Origin of the sequence: Paenibacillus sp. L3-i20, assembly GCF_022180385.2 — a bacterium.
Taxonomy (GTDB): domain Bacteria; phylum Bacillota; class Bacilli; order Paenibacillales; family Paenibacillaceae; genus Pristimantibacillus.
The window spans coordinates 72615-91808 of record NZ_BQME02000002.1; the positions used below are offsets into that span (position 1 = coordinate 72615).

19 protein-coding genes and 1 pseudogene are annotated in these 19194 nt (G+C 41.8%); 13 read left to right on the forward strand and 7 right to left on the reverse strand.

The features are described 5' to 3' along the window. Positions 1-9: 9 nt before the first annotated feature. Both MFF31_RS13535 and MFF31_RS13540 read right to left on the reverse strand, forming a co-directional pair. Complete coding sequence (locus MFF31_RS13535) at positions 10-1056, reverse strand: YkvI family membrane protein (protein ID WP_238188656.1); 1047 nt, start codon at positions 1054-1056, stop codon at positions 10-12. 169 nt (positions 1057-1225) lie between these two features. Further along, positions 1226-1933, reverse strand: a complete 708-nt coding sequence (locus tag MFF31_RS13540; protein WP_238188657.1) for a hypothetical protein — start codon at positions 1931-1933, stop codon at positions 1226-1228. 203 nt (positions 1934-2136) lie between these two features. Here MFF31_RS13540 and MFF31_RS13545 point away from each other — a divergent pair, with 203 nt between their 5' ends. From MFF31_RS13545 to MFF31_RS13605, 13 genes and pseudogenes are all read left to right on the forward strand, one after another. Continuing rightward, a complete protein-coding gene (locus tag MFF31_RS13545) occupies positions 2137-2706 on the forward strand; it encodes a xanthine phosphoribosyltransferase (protein WP_238188658.1) in 570 nt (189 codons plus the stop codon). An 82-nt stretch (positions 2707-2788) separates the two neighbouring features. Further along, a complete protein-coding gene (locus MFF31_RS13550; protein ID WP_375541357.1) occupies positions 2789-3109 on the forward strand; it encodes a hypothetical protein in 321 nt (106 codons plus the stop codon). A 139-nt stretch (positions 3110-3248) separates the two neighbouring features. Further along, positions 3249-3467, forward strand: coding sequence for a hypothetical protein (locus tag MFF31_RS13555; protein ID WP_238188660.1), 219 nt, complete (start codon positions 3249-3251; stop codon positions 3465-3467). 56 nt (positions 3468-3523) lie between these two features. After that, positions 3524-3667 (forward strand): annotated as a pseudogene (locus MFF31_RS13560) (TFIIB-type zinc ribbon-containing protein); the annotation flags it as partial. 509 nt (positions 3668-4176) lie between these two features. Beyond that, complete coding sequence (locus MFF31_RS13565) at positions 4177-4599, forward strand: VOC family protein (RefSeq protein ID WP_238188661.1); 423 nt, start codon at positions 4177-4179, stop codon at positions 4597-4599. Positions 4600-4815: 216 nt separating this feature from the next. After that, complete coding sequence (gene nikA / locus MFF31_RS13570; RefSeq protein ID WP_238188662.1) at positions 4816-6414, forward strand: nickel ABC transporter substrate-binding protein; 1599 nt, start codon at positions 4816-4818, stop codon at positions 6412-6414. A 3-nt stretch (positions 6415-6417) separates the two neighbouring features. Continuing rightward, the gene (gene nikB, locus MFF31_RS13575) at positions 6418-7362 is read left to right on the forward strand and encodes a nickel ABC transporter permease (protein ID WP_282570479.1); all 945 of its coding nucleotides are present in this window, start codon (positions 6418-6420) and stop codon (positions 7360-7362) included. Next, on the forward strand, positions 7362-8192 hold the full coding sequence (nikC, locus tag MFF31_RS13580; protein WP_238188664.1) for a nickel transporter permease: 831 nt from the start codon (positions 7362-7364) through the stop codon (positions 8190-8192). The genes nikB and nikC overlap by 1 nt, the downstream gene beginning before the upstream one ends. Beyond that, on the forward strand, positions 8192-9073 hold the full coding sequence (locus MFF31_RS13585) for an ABC transporter ATP-binding protein (RefSeq protein ID WP_238188665.1): 882 nt from the start codon (positions 8192-8194) through the stop codon (positions 9071-9073). The genes nikC and MFF31_RS13585 overlap by 1 nt, the downstream gene beginning before the upstream one ends. Positions 9074-9089: 16 nt before the next feature. Next, entirely contained in the window at positions 9090-9869 is a 780-nt protein-coding gene (locus MFF31_RS13590; protein WP_238188666.1) for an ABC transporter ATP-binding protein, read from the forward strand. A gap of 15 nt (positions 9870-9884) precedes the next feature. Further along, positions 9885-11093, forward strand: coding sequence for a staphylopine family metallophore export MFS transporter CntE (gene cntE / locus MFF31_RS13595; protein ID WP_238188667.1), 1209 nt, complete (start codon positions 9885-9887; stop codon positions 11091-11093). Next, complete coding sequence (locus MFF31_RS13600) at positions 11094-11882, forward strand: SAM-dependent methyltransferase (protein ID WP_238188668.1); 789 nt, start codon at positions 11094-11096, stop codon at positions 11880-11882. 26 nt (positions 11883-11908) lie between these two features. Beyond that, positions 11909-13243, forward strand: a complete 1335-nt coding sequence (locus tag MFF31_RS13605; protein WP_238188669.1) for an opine metallophore biosynthesis dehydrogenase — start codon at positions 11909-11911, stop codon at positions 13241-13243. 57 nt (positions 13244-13300) lie between these two features. Here MFF31_RS13605 and MFF31_RS13610 read toward each other — a convergent pair whose 3' ends face one another. From MFF31_RS13610 to MFF31_RS13630, 5 genes are read right to left on the reverse strand one after another with little or no spacing between them, the layout of a single operon-like run. Next, positions 13301-15142, reverse strand: coding sequence for an oligopeptide ABC transporter substrate-binding protein (locus tag MFF31_RS13610; RefSeq protein WP_238188670.1), 1842 nt, complete (start codon positions 15140-15142; stop codon positions 13301-13303). A gap of 15 nt (positions 15143-15157) precedes the next feature. Continuing rightward, the gene (locus tag MFF31_RS13615) at positions 15158-16048 is read right to left on the reverse strand and encodes an ABC transporter permease (RefSeq protein ID WP_238188671.1); all 891 of its coding nucleotides are present in this window, start codon (positions 16046-16048) and stop codon (positions 15158-15160) included. A gap of 27 nt (positions 16049-16075) precedes the next feature. Next, positions 16076-17038 carry an oligopeptide ABC transporter permease gene (gene opp4B / locus MFF31_RS13620; RefSeq protein ID WP_238188672.1) on the reverse strand — a complete coding sequence of 321 codons (963 nt, stop codon included), beginning with the start codon at positions 17036-17038 and terminating at the stop codon, positions 16076-16078. A gap of 5 nt (positions 17039-17043) precedes the next feature. Continuing rightward, the gene (locus MFF31_RS13625; protein WP_238188673.1) at positions 17044-17979 is read right to left on the reverse strand and encodes an ABC transporter ATP-binding protein; all 936 of its coding nucleotides are present in this window, start codon (positions 17977-17979) and stop codon (positions 17044-17046) included. Further along, entirely contained in the window at positions 17966-18982 is a 1017-nt protein-coding gene (locus tag MFF31_RS13630) for an ABC transporter ATP-binding protein (protein ID WP_238188674.1), read from the reverse strand. The genes MFF31_RS13625 and MFF31_RS13630 overlap by 14 nt, the downstream gene beginning before the upstream one ends. Positions 18983-19194: the final 212 nt, after the last annotated feature.

The following is a 19194-nucleotide window of genomic DNA, read 5'->3' on the forward strand; positions in this document are numbered from 1 at the left end:
CAGTTACGCCTATAATCGACGATAGGCTACACGCTTGCGAATCATGAGGATAAGCCAGCCTAAGCTGATTAGTCCGAACATTGGATAAAGAGTGGAGAGAAGCGGACCAAAGCCGATTTGACTCGCCAGATAGCAAATGACTAATACGGCTAGCGTTAGCAGCTCTCTCGACCATTTTAGCCGCTCCTGCAACTGTAATGTCAAACCGTATATATCTGCGATAAGGGTCGTGAATATTTCTGCAAAAATAAGAAAAACGTAGATAAGCTGAACATATTGACCTAGCTGTCTAGCGATACCACCCATCGGAATGGCGAATTGTTGAATTCCCGGCATATGAACGGACAAGGCGATATGACCGGCGAGCAGCATGAACCCGATGCCAAGTCCTCCGACCCATGAGCCGATTATGATCGTTTTTTTGTCACGAATCTCAGCACCGAGAGGTACAAGTACAGCCTGTGACAGCGATAAGTTAAAGGCAGTGTAGAGGAATGGTGATGCCCAGGCAGCCCAAGGGGAATAATCCGTTGTTAAAGTTAGAAATTTATAGGTCCCAGGTGTTCGGAATGTATCAATCATAACTAATACGGTGAACAGGAGCATAACGGGAACGACCACTGCATTGACAGTTAAAATAGCGTTCATTCCTTTTCTGAGTAGGAAGAAGCTAGCAACCATCGTAATAAGCAGTCCTGCTTGATAGGAGATATTCCAATTTTCATAAAAGATCGTTCCTGCACCAGCTAACATAACGGCTGTGACGCCTAAAAGAATGAGCAACATGAAATGACTAATCAGCTTTCCATAACGTTCACCAAATAATGCTTTGTTCAAGTCTTCGTACGACTTGGCACGAATCTCGCTTGATATTAGCATCATCTTCGTGCCGAGCCAGATGAACAATACGGTGGATAACGCAATAGTAATTGTGCCCCAATAACCGAATCTCGTAAAAAACTGCAGAATCTCCTGTCCAGTGGCGAAGCCTGCGCCAACAATAGTTCCCATATAGGTTGATGCGATCTGCAGCACTTTGCCTGTGCGTTTCTGCATGTGTATCGTCCTCCGATCCAACATTCTTCTCTATAAAGAAGGTATGTCCAATTGAGGACAGGCATGACATAAATGTTAAAAAGGTTGTGCGAAGCGGGGAAATAAAGAAGAGGGCGGAATTGATTCCGCCCTCTTCTTGTATAGTAAACAACTCTTTAATTGGTAGTGGTTAGCCATGAGTATGAGCCAAAAGTTTAATGGATACAATTTCATCCTCATCCGGATCGACATCTAGCTTAAGTGTAGCTCCTGTTGCTTTGTACAGAAGTAAAAAATCCGACTGTGTGTCTGGTTTGCCAAGCTCTTTGACAACTTTTTCGGTATGATCGCCGATCTTAAGTCCGCTAACACCTGAAGTAATATGCTCGCCATATACTTCTACAAATTGGACAGTACCATCAGTGTTAATACCAACTGCAAAGCCATCATATTCTAGTACGTTAATCGTTTCAGTTTTATTCTCTAGTAGGTAGCTATCGATTTCTGCTCCGTAATGATCAAGTATCTTTGAATCGCTATCCCCGATTGCTATTCCATTTAGCTTCGGGCTAACTAAGCTCCATCCATCGCTTTTTTTTCCTTCTTTATTTGGTTTAGTTCCTTGTTTGGTTTGCAAGTTTGAAGTTTCTGTCGTTGACTCATGATCGGGAATGGATGATTGTTTGGATGCTAAATTATTGTTGCTTGCAGCATTATTATTTATGTAAGATCCTTGCGGACCTTCCGCAGAAACATTCTGATCAGTATGTAATGCTTTGTCAAATGATTGCGGATCCGGATCATCAGAGCTTTGACATCCAGCTAATATTAAGGAAATTGAGGATACTGCTATCCATAGAATAGTCCTATTGGTTCGTCGTTTAGTGGAATAATTCATATGTACTCCTCCGATCTTCTATCTAATATATAAAACGCCATCGTACAGGTTAAAGTTGCTTTTATTGTTAAAGAATTTTTTATCATGTCTACGAAAATGTGTTGATTACAACAAATGAGCCCAATTACGGCATATTAGGTTGCGCACTTCACCTGACCTATGGTACTTTATCGAAAAGGGATTTTTGGCGGAGGTCGTGTAAGATGGAAAAGTTAAAGCAACGTATACTAGAAGAGTCATCAATCTTATCAAGTGATGTGCTTCGAATGGATGCTATCATTAATCATCAGGTAGATCCGGCACTGACGATGGAGATGGGGCAAGAATTCGCTAAAAGATTCGCAGAACAACCTATAACAAAAGTAATTACCGTTGAATCATCCGGAATTCCGGCAGCATTTGCAACCGCCCTAGTTCTTGATGTACCGCTTGTATTTGCCCGCAGGAAAAAAACATTAATCGCTGATCCTGATGTTTATTGTGAGAGAGTACCTTCTTTTACAAAAGGGATCGTAACAGATATTATGGTGTCTAAACAATTTCTTACTAGTGATGATCACGTATTGTTTATTGATGATATTATAGCGAATGGTGATGCGGCACGTGGACTTTTAAAAATTATTGAGCGCTCAGGTGCATCGTTAGCAGGTATTGGCATTGTGGTAGAGAAATCATTCCAAGCAGGTGCTAGAACGCTTAGAGAACAAAATATTCGAGTGGAATCATTGGTACGAATTGCATCTCTTGATAATGGCGAGATTAGATTTGAGTAACATCTACCAATACGAATACCCTTTTACACAGCAGCTATTTCCTTTATAATGGTAAGTAAGTGATCGAGGGGAGGCACCAATGATGGGAAACATGTCTGCAGAATATTTAAATGGGAAGCTAACCGATGCCAAAACTCATTTTGAGAGAGCATTGGATTGCAAACATACGGAGTTTGATGATTTATATCCTTATATGATTGAGCATCCACAGTTTTTCTGGTACAAACGTTACGTCGCTTGGTCCGAACTGCTTACAATTGTAAAGTTATGCGAAGAGCTTTCTGTAGAATGGCATGATCAATTCACTGAGAAACAAGGGGAGTACATTAGTAAACGAGTCATGTCCTCACGTGTGCTGGATGAATGGTATGAAACAAACGATTCCCGTGAACATGTAGGCTAATCGCATAAACATAAGATAAAGGCATAATTAGAAGAAACCTCAATGATAAGTGAATGTTATCATTGAGGTTTTTTTAGTATAATGGTAACTGGAAGCTTCTTCTTGAAGGAAGCATGAAGAAGGGGGGACAGGCTAGAGTATGGTGACAGAAGAGCAATTGGATGGGTTTCGTCAATCAGGTCAGACAGTTCGGGTCATTCGAGATGAGATGGAAGTAAACGATGTGCTCGGTATTGTCGTTGCATGGGATGAGTCAATCGTCGTCATTCGCAAGCCAAGCCGACGCGTGCTCAAGCTCAGTCGAACTTACAGCTATATGCCTGCCTCGGAGGATAGAATTCCTCCTTCGATAGATTAGGCAGACTAATGATGTATGAACAAAATAGGATTGTAATTATGAATAGGAGTGATAAAATGAAATGTCCAATTTGTAATGATGTGCGCATGAGAGAAGTAGAAAAAGATGAAGTACTAATCGATGTATGTCCAGAATGCAAAGGTGTTTGGCTTGATCGCGGCGAACTTGAGAAGCTAATGCAAGGTATCCGCGAAGTTCGTCAGGACTATGAGCGGATGGAGCAGCAGATGCATAAAGATGCACCTCCGTTCGATAATACGATTCCACAGCAGCCAGGTCAAGGGTTTGGTCAACAACCATCAACACCTGGATATGGTCAACCGGGATACGGTAGTGCACCTACTGGTCAATCGTATGCTAATCCACAATCGGGATCATTTGGAGCACCTCCGGCAAGCGGACAAGGTTATAACCAGCCTCCTGCGGGATACGGTCAAGGTCAACCTTCTAATCCGGGTTATCCTCCTGGCTACAATCAAGGTCAAGGTCAAGGCTATGGTCATAGTCAATATGGATATGATAAGTATGGTCGTCCAAAAAAGAAAAAGACGATGCTGGATGTTTTTGGAGACTTATTTGAATAATAAACAGTTCTAAATGAAAATGCTCTTTCTCGCAAACAGACGTGCGTAGAGGACCATTTTGACAAGTGGATACATCTAAAAAAAGATTGAAATACTAATGTTATTCGATCCATGGAGGTTATTAAATGTCTATAGTTGCTTATTTAGTATTCAATGGTAATTGCCGCGAAGCGGTAGAGCATTATGCGGATGCGTTTGGTGTTGAGGTTCCACAGATGGCTACCTTTGGCGACTCACCACAAAATCCAGACTACGCTTTGCCAGAGGAAGCTAAAGGATTAATTATGAATACAAGATTGAATGCTTTTGATGATTATATTATGTTCTCCGATACGTTCCCAGGTTCGCCTTATACAGTCGGAAACCATGTATCGATAGCAATTGTTACGGAAGATCAGGAAAAGATGCAATCGGTATTTGATAAGTTGAAGGTAGATGGCAATGTGGAGCTTGAGTTGCAGGAAACGTTCTGGACTAAGTGTTATGGATCACTGGTTGATAAATTCGGTGTCCATTGGCAATTTAATTTAGGCGAGCAGAAGGAGTAATTGCTCGAATACATAGTTTGATCAAGTGTCTCACTCTTTCTAGAGTGAGACTTTTTTTGTGCAGATTTAGGTGGAAAAGGAAAAATATTTTTAAATGGGCATTGTAATCGTAATCATTACGCTTTATAATCGTATCTATTACGATTAGCGTCTTTGAAACTAGCAATACCGCAAAAGGTAAGCTTATTTTGAAGTACGTAACCGAGGAGGATACCAATGAAGAGGTTTGATTGGAGGAACAGTAGAAAAAGAGGGGCGCTGTTCGTCACATGTACTATCGCTTTAGGAATGTTGTTAGTTGCATGCAGCACAGGTGATAAAGAAGTCGTATCGATGAAGGTCAATCGTGAAGTTGAGAGGGCTAACGAAGGAAGCAAAAAGGTAACGATTATTCGCAATCTAAAATCGGATTCACTTGATCCATTGCAGAGCTGGGAACCGCTCAGAGCGGGAATCACGGAAACATTGGTACGCTTAGACGCGAATATGAAACTAGTGCCATGGCTTGCTTCTGAATGGAGAAACGTGGACGAATTGACTTGGGTATTCACAATTCGAGACAATATCACGTTTCACAATGGCACTCAGCTAGACGCAAATGGAGTAAAGGCATCATTGGAAGAAGCGATACGGACGAATAAATCGATTGCTCTATCTTTGAAGATTGCTTCATTATCAGCAGAAGGACAGAAGTTAACGATCAAGACAGCGGAACCCTATCCTGCTCTACCTTCTGAGCTAGTCAATCCGTATATGTCCATTATTGATGCGGGAGAAAAGGCAAGAATGGGAGCAGATGCATTTAATACAGCACCGATTGGAACAGGTCCATTTACTGTAAAAGCATTCAAGCCAAACATCGAAATTACTTTAGAGCGATACGATCACTATTGGGATGGTCTCGCGAAGGTAAATGAGGTTTCGTACAAATTTAATGAAGACAGCAACATGAGGTCGCTTGCACTCCAATCCAAAGAGGCAGATATTGTGTACCAACTGCCAGCTGAAAATATTGCAACGATAGAAAAAGATTCTTCATTACGTGTTAAGTCAATATCAGGTCTTCGTGTATATTTGCTCATGTTCAATCAACAAACAAAAGAGATGAGTGACCTTAGGGTGCGTAAGGCAATAGATAGGTTGATTGATCGCGAGGGGATTGTAAACGGTATTATGATCGGAAATGGAACGAAGGCAAATGGCCCTTTCCACGCAAGCTTACCTTTTGGCAGCCAAGTAGAACCTCAATCATTGCGGGTAGAAGAAGCAAAGTCATTGCTGCAAGAAGCGGGTTACATACAAGGAAAAGATGATTTATTGTACAAGGATGGTAAGCCTCTGACACTTGATGTCGTAACCTATAAAGGGCGTCCAGAGCTTCCGCTAATTGCACAATTATTGCAGTCTGATGCGGCTAAAGTTGGAATTACTATTCGAATTCAGGTTTCAGAAGATATCGATGCCCACTTGCGAGACAATAAAGAATGGGAAGTTGCTACATATGCGATTTTGTCATCACCGCGCGGTGATGGAGGGTATTTTTTGAATGCAGCCTTGACGCCCGGGGGCTCCATTAATCCAGCAAATATTGAGGTGAAAGGATTAAACGAGGTGTTATCCAAGCTTAATCGGACGAGCGATATAGAGGATCGCATTTCTCTTACGAAGCAAGCAACTGAAATCATTCAAGAACAATTGCCTCATGCTTATGCGGTATATCCGAATCTCATTGTAGGTGTCAACGATCGTATTATCTCGTGGGAACCAGGCGCTGAAGAATATTATATTGTGACAAATAAGCTGGATGTGAGATAGGCTATGCTCCCGTTTATAGGTAGAAGATGTATAGCGATGGTTATTGTTTTATTTCTATTATCGGGAATGACCTTTGTACTGATGAAAGTTGCTCCTGGTGATCCTGTATTAACGATTCTGAACATCGATGAGGTTGCAGTCACACAAGCTGATGAAGAAGCAATGAGAGAGAAATTAGGGTTTAACAAACCAATCTATGAACAATATTTCAGTTGGTTGACTCGATTATTCAAGCTGGATTTGGGCTATTCGTATGGAAATAGTCAGCACGTAACAAAGATGTTGATGGAGAGGATGCCGTTGACACTTCAACTTATGGTAGGTGGTATGATCGTAATGATTACGATATCTGCTCCGCTTGGTATTATTGCATCCCGTTATCCGAAGCGTTGGCCAGATCGATTTAGTCAATTATTTGCGCTGCTCGGAGCTTCAATCCCTAACTTTTTATTAGGATTACTGCTCGTTTATTTCTTAGCATACAAGCTGAATTTGTTGCCGACGATGGGAACAGACTCTATCATTCATTTCATTCTTCCTTCCATTACACTTGGGTTCTCGATGTCCGCCATATATTCCAGACTGCTACGGAACGGACTTCTTGACAGCATGTCACAAGAGTATGTGCGATCTGCCAGGGCAAGAGGGCTGTCAGAGATGCGTATTTTAATGATACATGCTTTACGTCCTGCTCTGTTGCCTTTGATTACTGTACTCGGAATGAGTTTGGGTAGCCTCATAGCTGGTACTGTCGTCGTTGAGATTATGTTTGCTATGCCGGGGCTAGGAAGTCTAGCAATCGATGCTGTGCTCCAACGTGATTATCCGCTCATTCAAGGATATGTGCTATTAATTGGTCTCTTCATTGTAGTTATTCAATTAATTGTTGATTTCCTCTATGGTATGTTGGACCCTCGCATTCGTTATGGAAAGGGGGAGCTTTTATAATGATAAGTTTGCGCTCGAATGGGATGGTTGTTGTCGGTCTACTCATCCTTGCCATTGTTTTTTTAATGATGTTGACAGGCTCATGGTTTGTGGCGAATGATCCCCTCGCTATTGATATGAGCAGAAGGCTGGAAGCGCCTAGCCTCTCCTACCCGCTTGGGACGGATAATATGGGCAGATGCCTGTTCTCAAGGCTAGTCGTGGGAGCTCGGACTACGATTGGAATTACGATGCTTACTCTAGCGACGGTAGCACTTATTGGTATTCCGCTTGGTATGTTATCTGGTTATTTGGGTGGTCGCTTTGATGCTATCATGATGCGGTTTTTGGATGGCGCTAGTGCGATGCCTGAATTTGTTGTTGCCATTGCAATAGCAGGTTTTCTGGGTCCAAGCCTCTCCAATCTGATGTTAGCTATTTTATGGGTCAAGTGGATTGGATATGCGCGTGTAGCAAGAGGAATTGTGTTAGCAGAACGGAAGAAGGAGTATATATTAGCCGCTCGTGCGGCAGGAAGCAGTAGTTGGAACATATTGATGCTTCATCTAATCAAAAAAGTGTTGCCTTCTATCCTCGTAATCGGATCGCTGGATATCGGGAAAATCATTATGATCATAGCGATGATGTCCTATGTCGGTCTCGGTGCTCAGCCACCAACTCCGGAATGGGGCGCTATGCTGAATGAAGGCAGATCTTTTTTTCAATCACATCCGCAGCTTATTCTGTATCCGGGGATAGCGATCTTCGTTGTTGTCATTGCGTGTAACTTGATTGGAGAAGGGCTTAGGGATCAATTAGATGTCCGAAGAAGGAGAGGAGGCCACTGGTAATGAGTGAGAACAGAGGGGATATTCCAGTGCTTCAGGTTGAGGGGCTGTCTGTCTATCACGATCAGAAACATGATCAAGAACCGATTATAGAGAATATCCATTTCAAGATTATGGAAGGCCAGACAGTAGCCATTGTTGGTGAAAGCGGGAGCGGGAAAAGTGTAACAGCAAGCGCAATTGCAGGTCTCTTATCGCATCCCCTTCGAATACAACATGGGGAGATACGTTGGCATGGCGATGATATCGTCCGTTGGTCTGCGAAAGAAAAACAGAAGCTTAGAGGGACTGGAATTGGCTGGATGTTTCAAGATTATGAAGGAAGTCTTACCCCATTCATTCGGATCGGCAGGCAATTGGAGGAAACGATTGTTGTTCGTCAAGGGAAGTCGAGAACACAAGCGCGTGAGCTAACTATACATTGGCTGGAGTTAATGAAATTGCCAGCTGAACGTATTTATCAATGTTATCCGTTTCAACTAAGCGGTGGACAATGCCAACGTGTTGCCCTAGCATCCGCTCTTATGCTGGAGCCTTCGCTGCTTATTGCTGATGAACCAACGACAGCACTGGATGTGCTGACAGGTGAAGCGATACTGGATTTGATTGGAACGATGCAGAAGAAGACAGGATGCGCTGTCATGTTGATTTCACATGACTTACGTCAAGTAATGAAGCATTCAGATGAAATGATCGTAATGAAAAGCGGGAAAATCGTCGAAGCCGGATTAACGGATGTACTGATGAACCATGCACAACATGACTATACAAAAGCGTTGATTAATGCGTGTCCTAGGCTATTACAAAGTCATGAACGCAATCAAAATGATAGCGTTGAGCGGCGAGTTGAGAGATTGTATAAGAAAGAAAGCATTACCTTCTAAACAAGGGGGGAGTAGGATGAAGAAAGTGCTTGTTGCTAAGGACCTTGTTAAACATTATGGACAGGGTAAACAGTGTTTAACGACCGTTAACAATGTGTCGCTTCATATAGGTGAAGGAGAATGTCTAGGATTGGTAGGGGAAAGCGGCAGTGGGAAAAGCACCCTCGCAAAAGTGCTGCTTGCACTAGAAGTACCCGATGAAGGAGACGTGTGGCTAAACGGGCAATCTTTATTTTCTATTCGTGGCGCCCATTTACGGAATTTGCGTCAGTATATTCAGATCGTCTTTCAAAATTGCAATGCATCACTAAATGATAGACTTCCCATTTGGCGTTCTATTATGGAGCCGTTAGATAATTTTCGTGAAGCATGTCCGCCCTTTTTAAGTGATGTACGTCATTCGCGGAGAGCAACAGCAGAGAGGTTGCTTGAGATGGTAGGGATGCAATCCTACTATATGGATCGGTATCCTCATGAGTTAAGCGGAGGCCAACGCCAACGAGTAGCTATTGCAAGAGGGATAAGTGTTTGTCCACAGCTGCTCGTATGTGATGAGCCTACCGCAAGTCTAGACGTTACCATTCAAGCACAGATCTTGCAGCTTCTGAAGCAATTGCAACGAGAGCTCAGCATGTCTTGTTTGTTTATATCTCATGATATCGCAGCTGTTCATGGCATATGTGATCGAATGATCGTGATGAAGGATGGGGCAATTATTGATCAATTCCGTCGTGATGAAATATGGAATGATGATCGTAACCCTTACACAACAAAGCTAATCAAGGCGGCACGTTAAGGAGGTATTTAGACATTGAATGGGTCAAAGGCTATGTCATGGCCGTTTGTACAAATGTATGTTCTAGCTTTTTTATTTTTTAGCGCCAATTCGATTTTGAACGTTTTTATACCTCTTTACGGTGAAACAAAAGGCTTCAACAACAGTATAATCGGATTTATTATGGGTGCTTATATGTTGACCTGTATGTTAGTTCGTCCGTGGGCGGGTTATTTGGTTCAACGATATGGTCCAATTAAGATTCTTCGAATTATTGTAGTCATTAATGGTATTGGGCTTTTGTTGTATACGATCTCCGGGTTAGAAGGTATTTTTGTTGCCCGGCTTATTCAAGGGGTTTGTACCGCCTTTTTCTCCATGTCGCTTCAATTAGGCATTATTGATCAATTACCAGATAAAGAACGCTCTCAAGGCGTATCGATGTATTCCTTATTTACCTATTTGCCAACGATTATTGGTCCCCTTATTGCGCTCGGTATTTGGGAATGGGGCGGAATGAACATGTTTACAGTAACGATGATTGGAATTGCAGCGGTGACTGCTCTGTTTGGATTATCTATTCCAATGAAGGGACCAGTCTCTAAAGAGGAGTTGCCGCTTAAATCTAATATTTATTCTGTTCATACATTTCGGAAGCTTGCTATGAACAAACATTTTGTCCTTTGCAGTGCCACGATGCTGAGTGCGTCCTTATTGTTTGGTTCAATAGGTTTTGTACCATTGTATGCAGGTCATATTCAAGGTGGAAATGCGGGCGTTTATTTGTCCCTTCAAGCTTTGGTCGTTGTACTGACTCGGATTATAGTAAGGAAACATATCCCTTCTGACGGCAATTGGCATTCACGTTACATAGCAATAGCATTTATGTTGGCAAGCACTGCGGGGTTATTTCTTTCACTTTCAATCAAGTTTCCACCTCTTATGTATGTGGCGGCAGTAATGCTAGGTTATGCGCAAGCTGTTATTTATCCTACCTTAATGACGTATTTAACTTTTGTTGCTCCAGCGGCGGCAAGAAATGTAATGGTGGGCTGGTTTATAGCTTCTGCTGATCTGGGTCTTTCGTTAGGAAGTATGTTAATGGGTCCGCTTGCTGACCAATTGTCTTATTCTGGCATGTATGCGATATGTGCATGCGTAGTAGGATGTGCTGCTTTATTGGCGTTAATTGGCGGGAGATGGACGGTTGAGGCCAAATCTTTAGGCAAGGCAGGGGAAGTTTAGATGAAGGATAAATATAAACTCATGTCAGCACTAAGATCGATTGAATATGAATTGAATCTTCTCCATTGTTATTGCAAGGAATGTCCCGACTGCTATGAGCTAGTCCAATCTAAGCTGGATAAACTTTGTTTATTTATTCTTGATGCGGAGAACAACGAGCTATGGAACAAATGGAAGAGCTGTGATGAAATAAGACAATATGGAGCGCAATTGCGGGAAACTGCCGTACGATTGTTATGTGATTTGGAGAAACATCAATCAATACTTGTTGTGAACAAAGAGCTCGATGCGGGTCAATATTTAGAGCTGCTCGCTGAGTCTATTAGGGAAGAGCTGCGTTTTTTCGGTATGGATACACATTCACGGCTGCTGTTTGTTGGTTCAGGAGCTTTTCCGCTATCTGCTATTACAATCGCTAAGGAAACAGGGATTCATGTTATGGGTATTGATATTGATGAGGAAGCAGTTGATTGCGGCAATCGGGTTGCAGAAGCTACTGGGATGGGAGACACGGTAACCTTTCAGAAATCTGAGATGAATAGGATGATCGTTTCGGAAGGAGCAACACATGTTATTATCGCATCACTCGTTCGGAATAAAAGCGAGGTATTGGATCAGCTAAAGCCGATGTTAAGGGATCATACCAAGATTATTGTGCGTTATGGGAATGGCTTAAAATCTCTTTTTAATTATTCACTAGAAGAACATATTCGAAGGGATTGGAAAATGACAGACATTCGTCGGAGCTTTAGCATCTATGATTTTGCGATATTAGAAGCTAAAAGCTAATTAGTGCGAGAGGAGTTGTTAGCAAAATGAATGTCAATAACGAGGCCGCTCCATTCGGAAATACTCTTATGATTGGTACTGGTCCGGCCAGTATTCATATGGCTGTAGATCTATCAAGAGGTTGGTGCAATCAATTAGGTCTGTTGAATCGGAAAAGCGAGCGTTCAGAGCAATTGAATTCAGAGCTAGCAAGCGCGGGACAAGTCATTTCCACTAAAGTCGAGTCAGCATCCTATAAGCTTGGTTCCGGTAGTGCGACAGTAGCGCAGTTATATGAGGGGTACGAAAATGTGGAAGATTGTTGGGATAGCATTGTCATCTGTACACCTTGCAATAGCTATGCTAGCGTCGTCCGTTCACTAGATATAGCGCATCTTACGAACTTGAAAACGATTATTTTGTTATCCCCAGGATTAGGTTCGAATTTGCTTGTTGAGCATCTGCTCGGTGATGCTCATGATCGGATTGAAGTCATCAGTTTCTCGACTTATTATGGGGCATCAATTTTCCCTCCTGCTCCATATCGAGAATCCCTTCTAAACGTCATTGTAAAAGGGTTTAAAAGAAAAATTGTTATTGGAAGCAATAAAGTGGAACGTTCGATGCTCCATCAGGTACAACATTTTATCGAATCTCATGGAATAAAGTGTGAGCAAGGTATGAATCCCATTGAAGCGGAAAGTCGCAGCATTACGACGTATGTTCACCCTCCCTTTTTTATAAACAAAGTTTCATTAGATGAAATCTTTAGCCCCAAACGTTCGACAAAATTTATGTATAAGCTATATCCGGAAGGTCCTATTACTCAACATACAATTGCATCGATGATCTCATTATGGCATGAAATATCGGAGTTGCTGAGACTTTTGGGCGCTAGACCTATAAATTTATTAAAGTTTTTGAATGATGATAATTATCCTGTGCGAGAACTAACGTTATCTCGGGCGGATATTGAAGGGTTCGTAGAACAAGATCCAATTAAGCAGCAGTACTTATTATACATAAGGTATGCATCGATATTAATTGATCCATTCTCCGAACCAGATGAAGCGGGCAAATATTTGGATTTCTCCGCTTTCCCTTATCGTGGAGTGAGGAGCGATAGATTAGGAAAGTGGATCATACCGAGAATACCTTATGAAGATTATAGGAAGTTGAAGATAATATATGGTTTAGGTCAACGAATGGGGCTATTGATGCCTCAAGCAGAGAAGTTCATTCTTTTATTTGAAGAGAGGTTGTATTCCTTTGTTCACGTTGATGGTTTTGAATTATCTGATCCAGCTGTACTGATAGGTAACTCTATAGAAGAAGTAGATATCATTTGGCAGCAGTTTTGTATAAAGTCCTCAAGGCGATAGAGTATTGATGATTCGGTGAAAAGGAAGAGGCTGCCCAATGGGACAGCCTCAGCTTTGTTATTGAGCTACAACTGGTTTTTCCTGCGAGATAGCAATCTGATGTGGATAGAGATTAGTTCCGTCGCCAATCGCATAATGAAGAATACGTTTGTTAACTGGTACTATAATAGAACGGTAAAGTGTAGGGAAGACCGGAATCTCATTTACCATAAGCGCCTGCCACTCCTTATAAATTTCTTGACGTTTCTTTACATCAAAAGCTTCTTTAGAAAGACCGGCTTTCAATAGGCGGCTTTGCTCTTCGCTCTCATAACGAGGGAAGTTGTATAATGCGTCAGGCCCATACAAGGCTGAAGGGTCAACGTCGATACCTACCGTCCACGCACCTTGATAAATATCTACGTTAGGATCATCTTCACCAGTATCACCCACACGAGCGTAGAATGCATTAAATTCAACCATTTCTAGATTAACTTTAAGCCCAATCGCTTCCCATGACTGTACATAATAACGAGCTAACGGCTCTGCTATTTCTGATCCAGTCATAGAGATGAAGTTTATAACAAGTTCGCTGCCGTCTGGATTAGTACGGAATTTTCCATTTAGCTTGTATCCAGCTTCATCCAGTAGTTTGTTTGCTGCTTCAGGGTCATAAGTAACACCTAGGTTAGTCGCATCATGATATTCTGGATGTGACGGAGGGATAAGTGTTGTTGCATTCCATCTTAAACCATGATAGAACTTTTTCCCGACTTGGTCATTATCGACAGCATGCCACATTGCTTTCCGAAGGGAGACATTAGCCATCTTCGCTTTGTCATTCGGAACGACACGCTTCTTTTCTTTATCCCATGTACCAAGTTTAAAACCTATATACGTATATGCGCGATCAATTGCGCCAAGATACTCGATATTAGATAACGATGCATTATCTTTGAATTGGTCAATTGGGAATGAATTTACAAGATCAACTTCTCCACCTTTTACTTGCTGCACGACGGTTGATGGACTAATAACTTTTAGAACGACCCCATCAAGTGCAGGTTCACCACGCCAGTAATCGGTGTTTTTTGAATAGATAACGGATTCGCCTGGAACGATGCTGTCAACTTTGAAGGGTCCAAAGCCGATCGGCTTTACTCTAACTTCAGGTGAAGCTGACATTTTGGCAACCTCCATGTTGCCAAAAATGTGTTTCGCAAGTGGACTGATCCACACGCCGCCAGTCAATAGGGATGGGGTTGATTCAATATAAGTAATCTTGATTGTTTTGTCATCTACAATTTCAATACCTGATATCTTATCTGCTTTACCTTCGTGAAAATCTACCATACCAACAATGTTAGTAAAATTGGAATCATACCGTGGACCATCATAATCTTTATGTCCGATAACTTCATGTGCAAATTGCAAATCTTGAGCCGTTACCGGTTTGCCATCATGCCAGTTCACGTTGTCGCGAATTTTTAGTGTAAATGTACGTCCATCCTCTGAAACTTCATAAGTCGCAGCTCCATCATTTGTATAAACATAGCTTTTGTCCCATGTTAGTAGCGTTTCATCGAACCAACTCATTACGTCTGAATCCGGAGCTGAAGAATAAAAAACAGGATTCAACGTACCTGGAAAGGGTGTATCAGATACAAGACCGTATGTAATTGTTCCTCCTTTAAGTGCAGTGCCTTCATTTGTTTTTACATTGCTGAAATCTTTGATGGAAAAGAGACCATCTTCCTTGGGCTCCGGTTCCTTAGCAGCATCTGTTGCCGATGGGGAAGGGGATGGTGAAGGTGATGCCTCTCCTTCCTTTTTGTCACCTCCATTGGATGTACAAGCGGACAGGATAACGAGTAATGATAAGATAAAAGTAAAAAATAATGAACGTTTCATTTTTCTCATTGCGTAGCCTCCTTTTTATCCTCTTCTTTGTTTTGCATCAGCTGCACGCTTGAGCGCTTGGCCGACGTTATTTATACTCAACATCAGTACTAAAATCAGTAATGATGCAGGTAACCAAATCCACCAGCGAAACTCCAATGTTTGCGGGTTTCTGGCATAACTAACCAATGTTCCTAAACTGGGGGTGCTCTCGGGAAATCCGAATCCAAGGAAGGAAAGGGCTGATTCTAATCCGATATTAGCAGCAAAATTCAAGGTCATAGTTACGATAATAATAGAACTTAAATTAGGCAGAACTTGTTTGAACATTATATTGAAGGGAGTAGATCCTACTGTCTTTGATGCGTGAACATATTCCTGCTCTTTTTCTTGTAATGCTTTGGATCGTATCATTCGCGCAATTCCCATCCAAAGAAATGCCGTCATAATTAAAGCGAAGGACATAACATTGTATTTGGGAACAGCAGTTACAAAGGCGATTACTATCATTAGGGTTGGCAATATTGAGAAAAAATCGATAATGCGCATAAAGATATTGTCTATCGTCCCTCCAAAAAAACCGGACATGAGTCCGAGAAAAATGCCAATAATACCGGTAAAAAGAGTAACCAATAGTGCAATCGATAAGGAATTGCGAGTACCAATAATGAGCTGACCGAAAATGTCACGTCCACCATAATCAGTTCCTAGCCAAAATTCGGCTGAGGGTGGTTGATTGAGTGCGAATAGATCGACACTTACAATCTGTTCTTGATTTAAAAATAGGGATAAGCCATATACGAGAACAATAACAAGGCCAATAAATATAAGAGAAGCAAGCGCTAGCTTATCGCGTACAATCTCTCGCCAGAGAATTCGCCAGCTCGAAGGGCTAGCATCTATGACCTCAACATTGTTGTTCATCATTTCATTCACCTCAACCTACCTTAGTTGTTATTTGATCCGAATGCGTGGATCAACCGTAGTGAGAATAATATCGGATAACAAAGAGCCAACTATAGAAGCAATTCCATACAACATTACTAATGCTGTTACAACGCTAAAATCTCTTACCATGATCGAGTTGAGAAATAACTGACCCATGCCTGGGTAGCCGAATATACTTTCGACAAATACAGTTCCTCCAATAAGACCAGTTAGTTCAAATCCAAAAAAGGCGGCTATCGGAAGAAGTGCGTTTCGTAAAATATGACGATTATAAACTCTAGATTCTGAAGCTCCTTTAGCTCTTGCAGTATGTACAAAATCCTTTTGCTTCGTATCAATAATTTCATTGCGGAGCAGTTGAACGGTAGATACCGTTGTAATAAGCGCCATTGAAGTTGCAGGCAGAAGCAGATGATATATCTTGCTTAAGATATACTGTAAAGTACCAGGGGTTGAACCGGGTGCGACACTTCCACCAGTTGGGAACCATCCAAGGTGAAAGCCAAATATCCATAACATTAACAATGCAAATATAAACAAAGGGGCAGCAAAACCTATATAGGTATAACCAGTAATCAATTTGTCACCCAAAGTATCATTGTAACGGCCGCTCAATACTCCTAGTGGAACAGCAATGAGATAAGTAAGGATGAGGGTGGCAAACGCTAGCCAGAATGTATTGGCCATCCGTTCACCAATTAAGTCAATAACGGGCATTTTGAATCGAAAAGATTGACCGAAATCACCCTGTACAGCTTTAGAGATCCAGTCGCCATATTGTATATACCAAGGATTGTTGAGCCCAAGCCGCTCCCGCTGTGCTTCAACCGCCTTAGGGTCAACGCTAGGATCTAATAATCCAGTAAGCGCATCGCCAGGCATTGCTTTAGCTAATAAAAATACTAGTATGCTAAGTAGGAAGATTTGCGGGATCATAATTAATAACCGTCTTGCAATCGTATTCCACATCGCTCTCAACCTTTCTCAGGCAAAGCTGCTAAATGAGTACTGGATATCGCTTTCAGTGACAATGCGAGACCCTCCTCATCGAAGTAGCTTTTGTAGGATTGGTCGTATTCTGCTTTGATCGCTGCTCTTGCTTTTGTCTGCCGCTCTCTTTGCAAAGGATCAATATCTGGGATAGCAGTAATGAGTCGTTTCGTATAAATATGTTGGGGATTATTGAAAATGTCCTCAGTCGTCCCTTTCTCCACATAGCGTCCTTTATACATAATTCCAATGTGATCACACATATGCCTAATAATTCCAAGATCATGACTGATGATAAGATAGGTAAGCTTTAGTTCCCGCTGAATCTCTCTCATGAAATTTAATACTTGAGCTTGTACAGATAAGTCGAGTGCAGAGACTGGCTCATCTGCAATAATAAGTTTTGGCCTAAGTGCAATTGCTCTAGCAATTCCAATCCGCTGACGTTGACCTCCAGAAAACTCATGAGGATATTTGTAGATCGTCTCTGGGCTTAAACCGACTTGATCGAGTAGCGCTCTGACACGACGCTTTTCATCAGCAGGGGATAATCGTTCAAAGTTGCGAAGCGGTTCGGCCACAATATCAATAATTCTTTTTTTTGGATTTAGAGACGAATAGGGATCTTGAAATATCATCTGAATATCTCTGCGACTGTCCAGTTGTTTACGGTTGATTTTTTGTGCAAGGTCATGCCCGCCGAATAATACTTTACCTGACGAAATTTCATTTAAGCCGATTATTGCGCGGCCGGTTGTTGTTTTCCCTGAACCTGATTCTCCAACTAGACCATATGTTTGTCCTTCTTCTATTGAAAAGCTAACCCCGTCTACTGCTTTTACTGATCCTTGTTTTGTTCCAAATACTCCGCCTCGTATAGCAAAATGAACTTTTAAATCTTCTACACTAAGAAATGACATGGTTGTGATCCTCCTCTATACCGCCAGGGAAATAAAATTGCTTATGGCAGGTGCAGCGAACAAAGTGTCCTGGTGCAATCTCATGCATAGAAGGGGCTTTTTCGTGCATAGACTCATCGATCCAAGGGATGCGAGATTGAAACCTACAGCCTTCACGGGGCAAGTTAATAAGAGAAGGTACCATTCCCTGAATGACGTGAAGGTTTTCTTTCATATCGTTGATGGTAGGAATAGATTGCAATAGAGATCTAGTGTAGGGATGGCGTGCTTCACTGAATAACCGATAAACATCGGTTATTTCAACAATTTGTCCTGCATACATCACCGCGACCCGATCAGCTATTTCGGCGACGACACCTAGATCATGTGTGATCAAAATAATGCCGGCTTTACTCTCAACTTTCAGTTTTTTAATAAGTTCAAGAATTTGGAGCTGTATTGTCACGTCGAGCGCAGTTGTTGGCTCATCAGCAATGAGCAGCTTTGGATCATTTGCCATTGCTATTGCGATAATGACACGTTGACGCATTCCCCCTGACAGCTCGTGAGGGTACTGCTTGAATATTAGCGTAGGATTAGTAATTCCTACTTTATTAAGCAGCTCAAGTACCTTGGCTACACGATCTTTTTTAGAAATTTTCTTATCATGAAGTAAAATAGCCTCTTCAATCTGCTCACCGACAATCATTAGCGGGTTGAGAGCTGACAGAGGATCTTGAAAAATCATTCCCATTTCTTTGCCTCGAAGCGCGTTTAACCTAACTGGTGACAATCCTACAAGTTCTACTTCTTTAAATTGAATGCTGCCATTAATTTTAGCTCTAGTGTGCAGACCCATAATGGAATAGGCTAAAGCACTTTTACCTGATCCAGATTCTCCTACAATTGCGAGAATTTCATTCGGACGAACGGAAAGAGATACATCATCAACTGCAGCGTAATAATCGTCCTCAATTCGGAAAGAGGTTGATAATCCATTAATAGTTAACAAAGCATCTTGCATGAATAGCCCCCTCAAAACAGAATGATGACTGCTTGGAGTGTATTCTAAGTTGCTTGAATGAAAGTGTGCCTAGACAAAGAATGAATGTAGGACATTAGAAGACATTTTAGGTTTGAACTAAGGAGGAATGAAGGAATTGAAATCACATTGTAGGTTAGCTAAAGGTAAATGCAGGAGTTGAGCTCACGATGTAAGTAGCACCGGCGACATTC

Bases quoted from the DNA above. Each gene is read 5' to 3' on its own strand.
- MFF31_RS13535 (WP_238188656.1), bottom strand. From the start codon at position 1,056: ATGCAGAAACGCACAGGCAAAGTGCTGCAGATCGCATCAACCTATATG.
- MFF31_RS13540 (WP_238188657.1), bottom strand. From the start codon at position 1,933: ATGAATTATTCCACTAAACGACGAACCAATAGGACTATTCTATGGATA.
- MFF31_RS13545 (WP_238188658.1), top strand. From the start codon at position 2,137: ATGGAAAAGTTAAAGCAACGTATACTAGAAGAGTCATCAATCTTATCA.
- MFF31_RS13550 (WP_375541357.1), top strand. From the start codon at position 2,789: ATGGGAAACATGTCTGCAGAATATTTAAATGGGAAGCTAACCGATGCC.
- MFF31_RS13555 (WP_238188660.1), top strand. From the start codon at position 3,249: ATGGTGACAGAAGAGCAATTGGATGGGTTTCGTCAATCAGGTCAGACA.
- MFF31_RS13565 (WP_238188661.1), top strand. From the start codon at position 4,177: ATGTCTATAGTTGCTTATTTAGTATTCAATGGTAATTGCCGCGAAGCG.
- nikA (WP_238188662.1), top strand. From the start codon at position 4,816: ATGAAGAGGTTTGATTGGAGGAACAGTAGAAAAAGAGGGGCGCTGTTC.
- nikB (WP_282570479.1), top strand. From the start codon at position 6,418: ATGCTCCCGTTTATAGGTAGAAGATGTATAGCGATGGTTATTGTTTTA.
- nikC (WP_238188664.1), top strand. From the start codon at position 7,362: ATGATAAGTTTGCGCTCGAATGGGATGGTTGTTGTCGGTCTACTCATC.
- MFF31_RS13585 (WP_238188665.1), top strand. From the start codon at position 8,192: ATGAGTGAGAACAGAGGGGATATTCCAGTGCTTCAGGTTGAGGGGCTG.
- MFF31_RS13590 (WP_238188666.1), top strand. From the start codon at position 9,090: ATGAAGAAAGTGCTTGTTGCTAAGGACCTTGTTAAACATTATGGACAG.
- MFF31_RS13600 (WP_238188668.1), top strand. From the start codon at position 11,094: ATGAAGGATAAATATAAACTCATGTCAGCACTAAGATCGATTGAATAT.
- MFF31_RS13605 (WP_238188669.1), top strand. From the start codon at position 11,909: ATGAATGTCAATAACGAGGCCGCTCCATTCGGAAATACTCTTATGATT.
- MFF31_RS13610 (WP_238188670.1), bottom strand. From the start codon at position 15,142: ATGAGAAAAATGAAACGTTCATTATTTTTTACTTTTATCTTATCATTA.
- MFF31_RS13615 (WP_238188671.1), bottom strand. From the start codon at position 16,048: ATGATGAACAACAATGTTGAGGTCATAGATGCTAGCCCTTCGAGCTGG.
- opp4B (WP_238188672.1), bottom strand. From the start codon at position 17,038: ATGTGGAATACGATTGCAAGACGGTTATTAATTATGATCCCGCAAATC.
- MFF31_RS13625 (WP_238188673.1), bottom strand. From the start codon at position 17,979: ATGTCATTTCTTAGTGTAGAAGATTTAAAAGTTCATTTTGCTATACGA.
- MFF31_RS13630 (WP_238188674.1), bottom strand. From the start codon at position 18,982: ATGCAAGATGCTTTGTTAACTATTAATGGATTATCAACCTCTTTCCGA.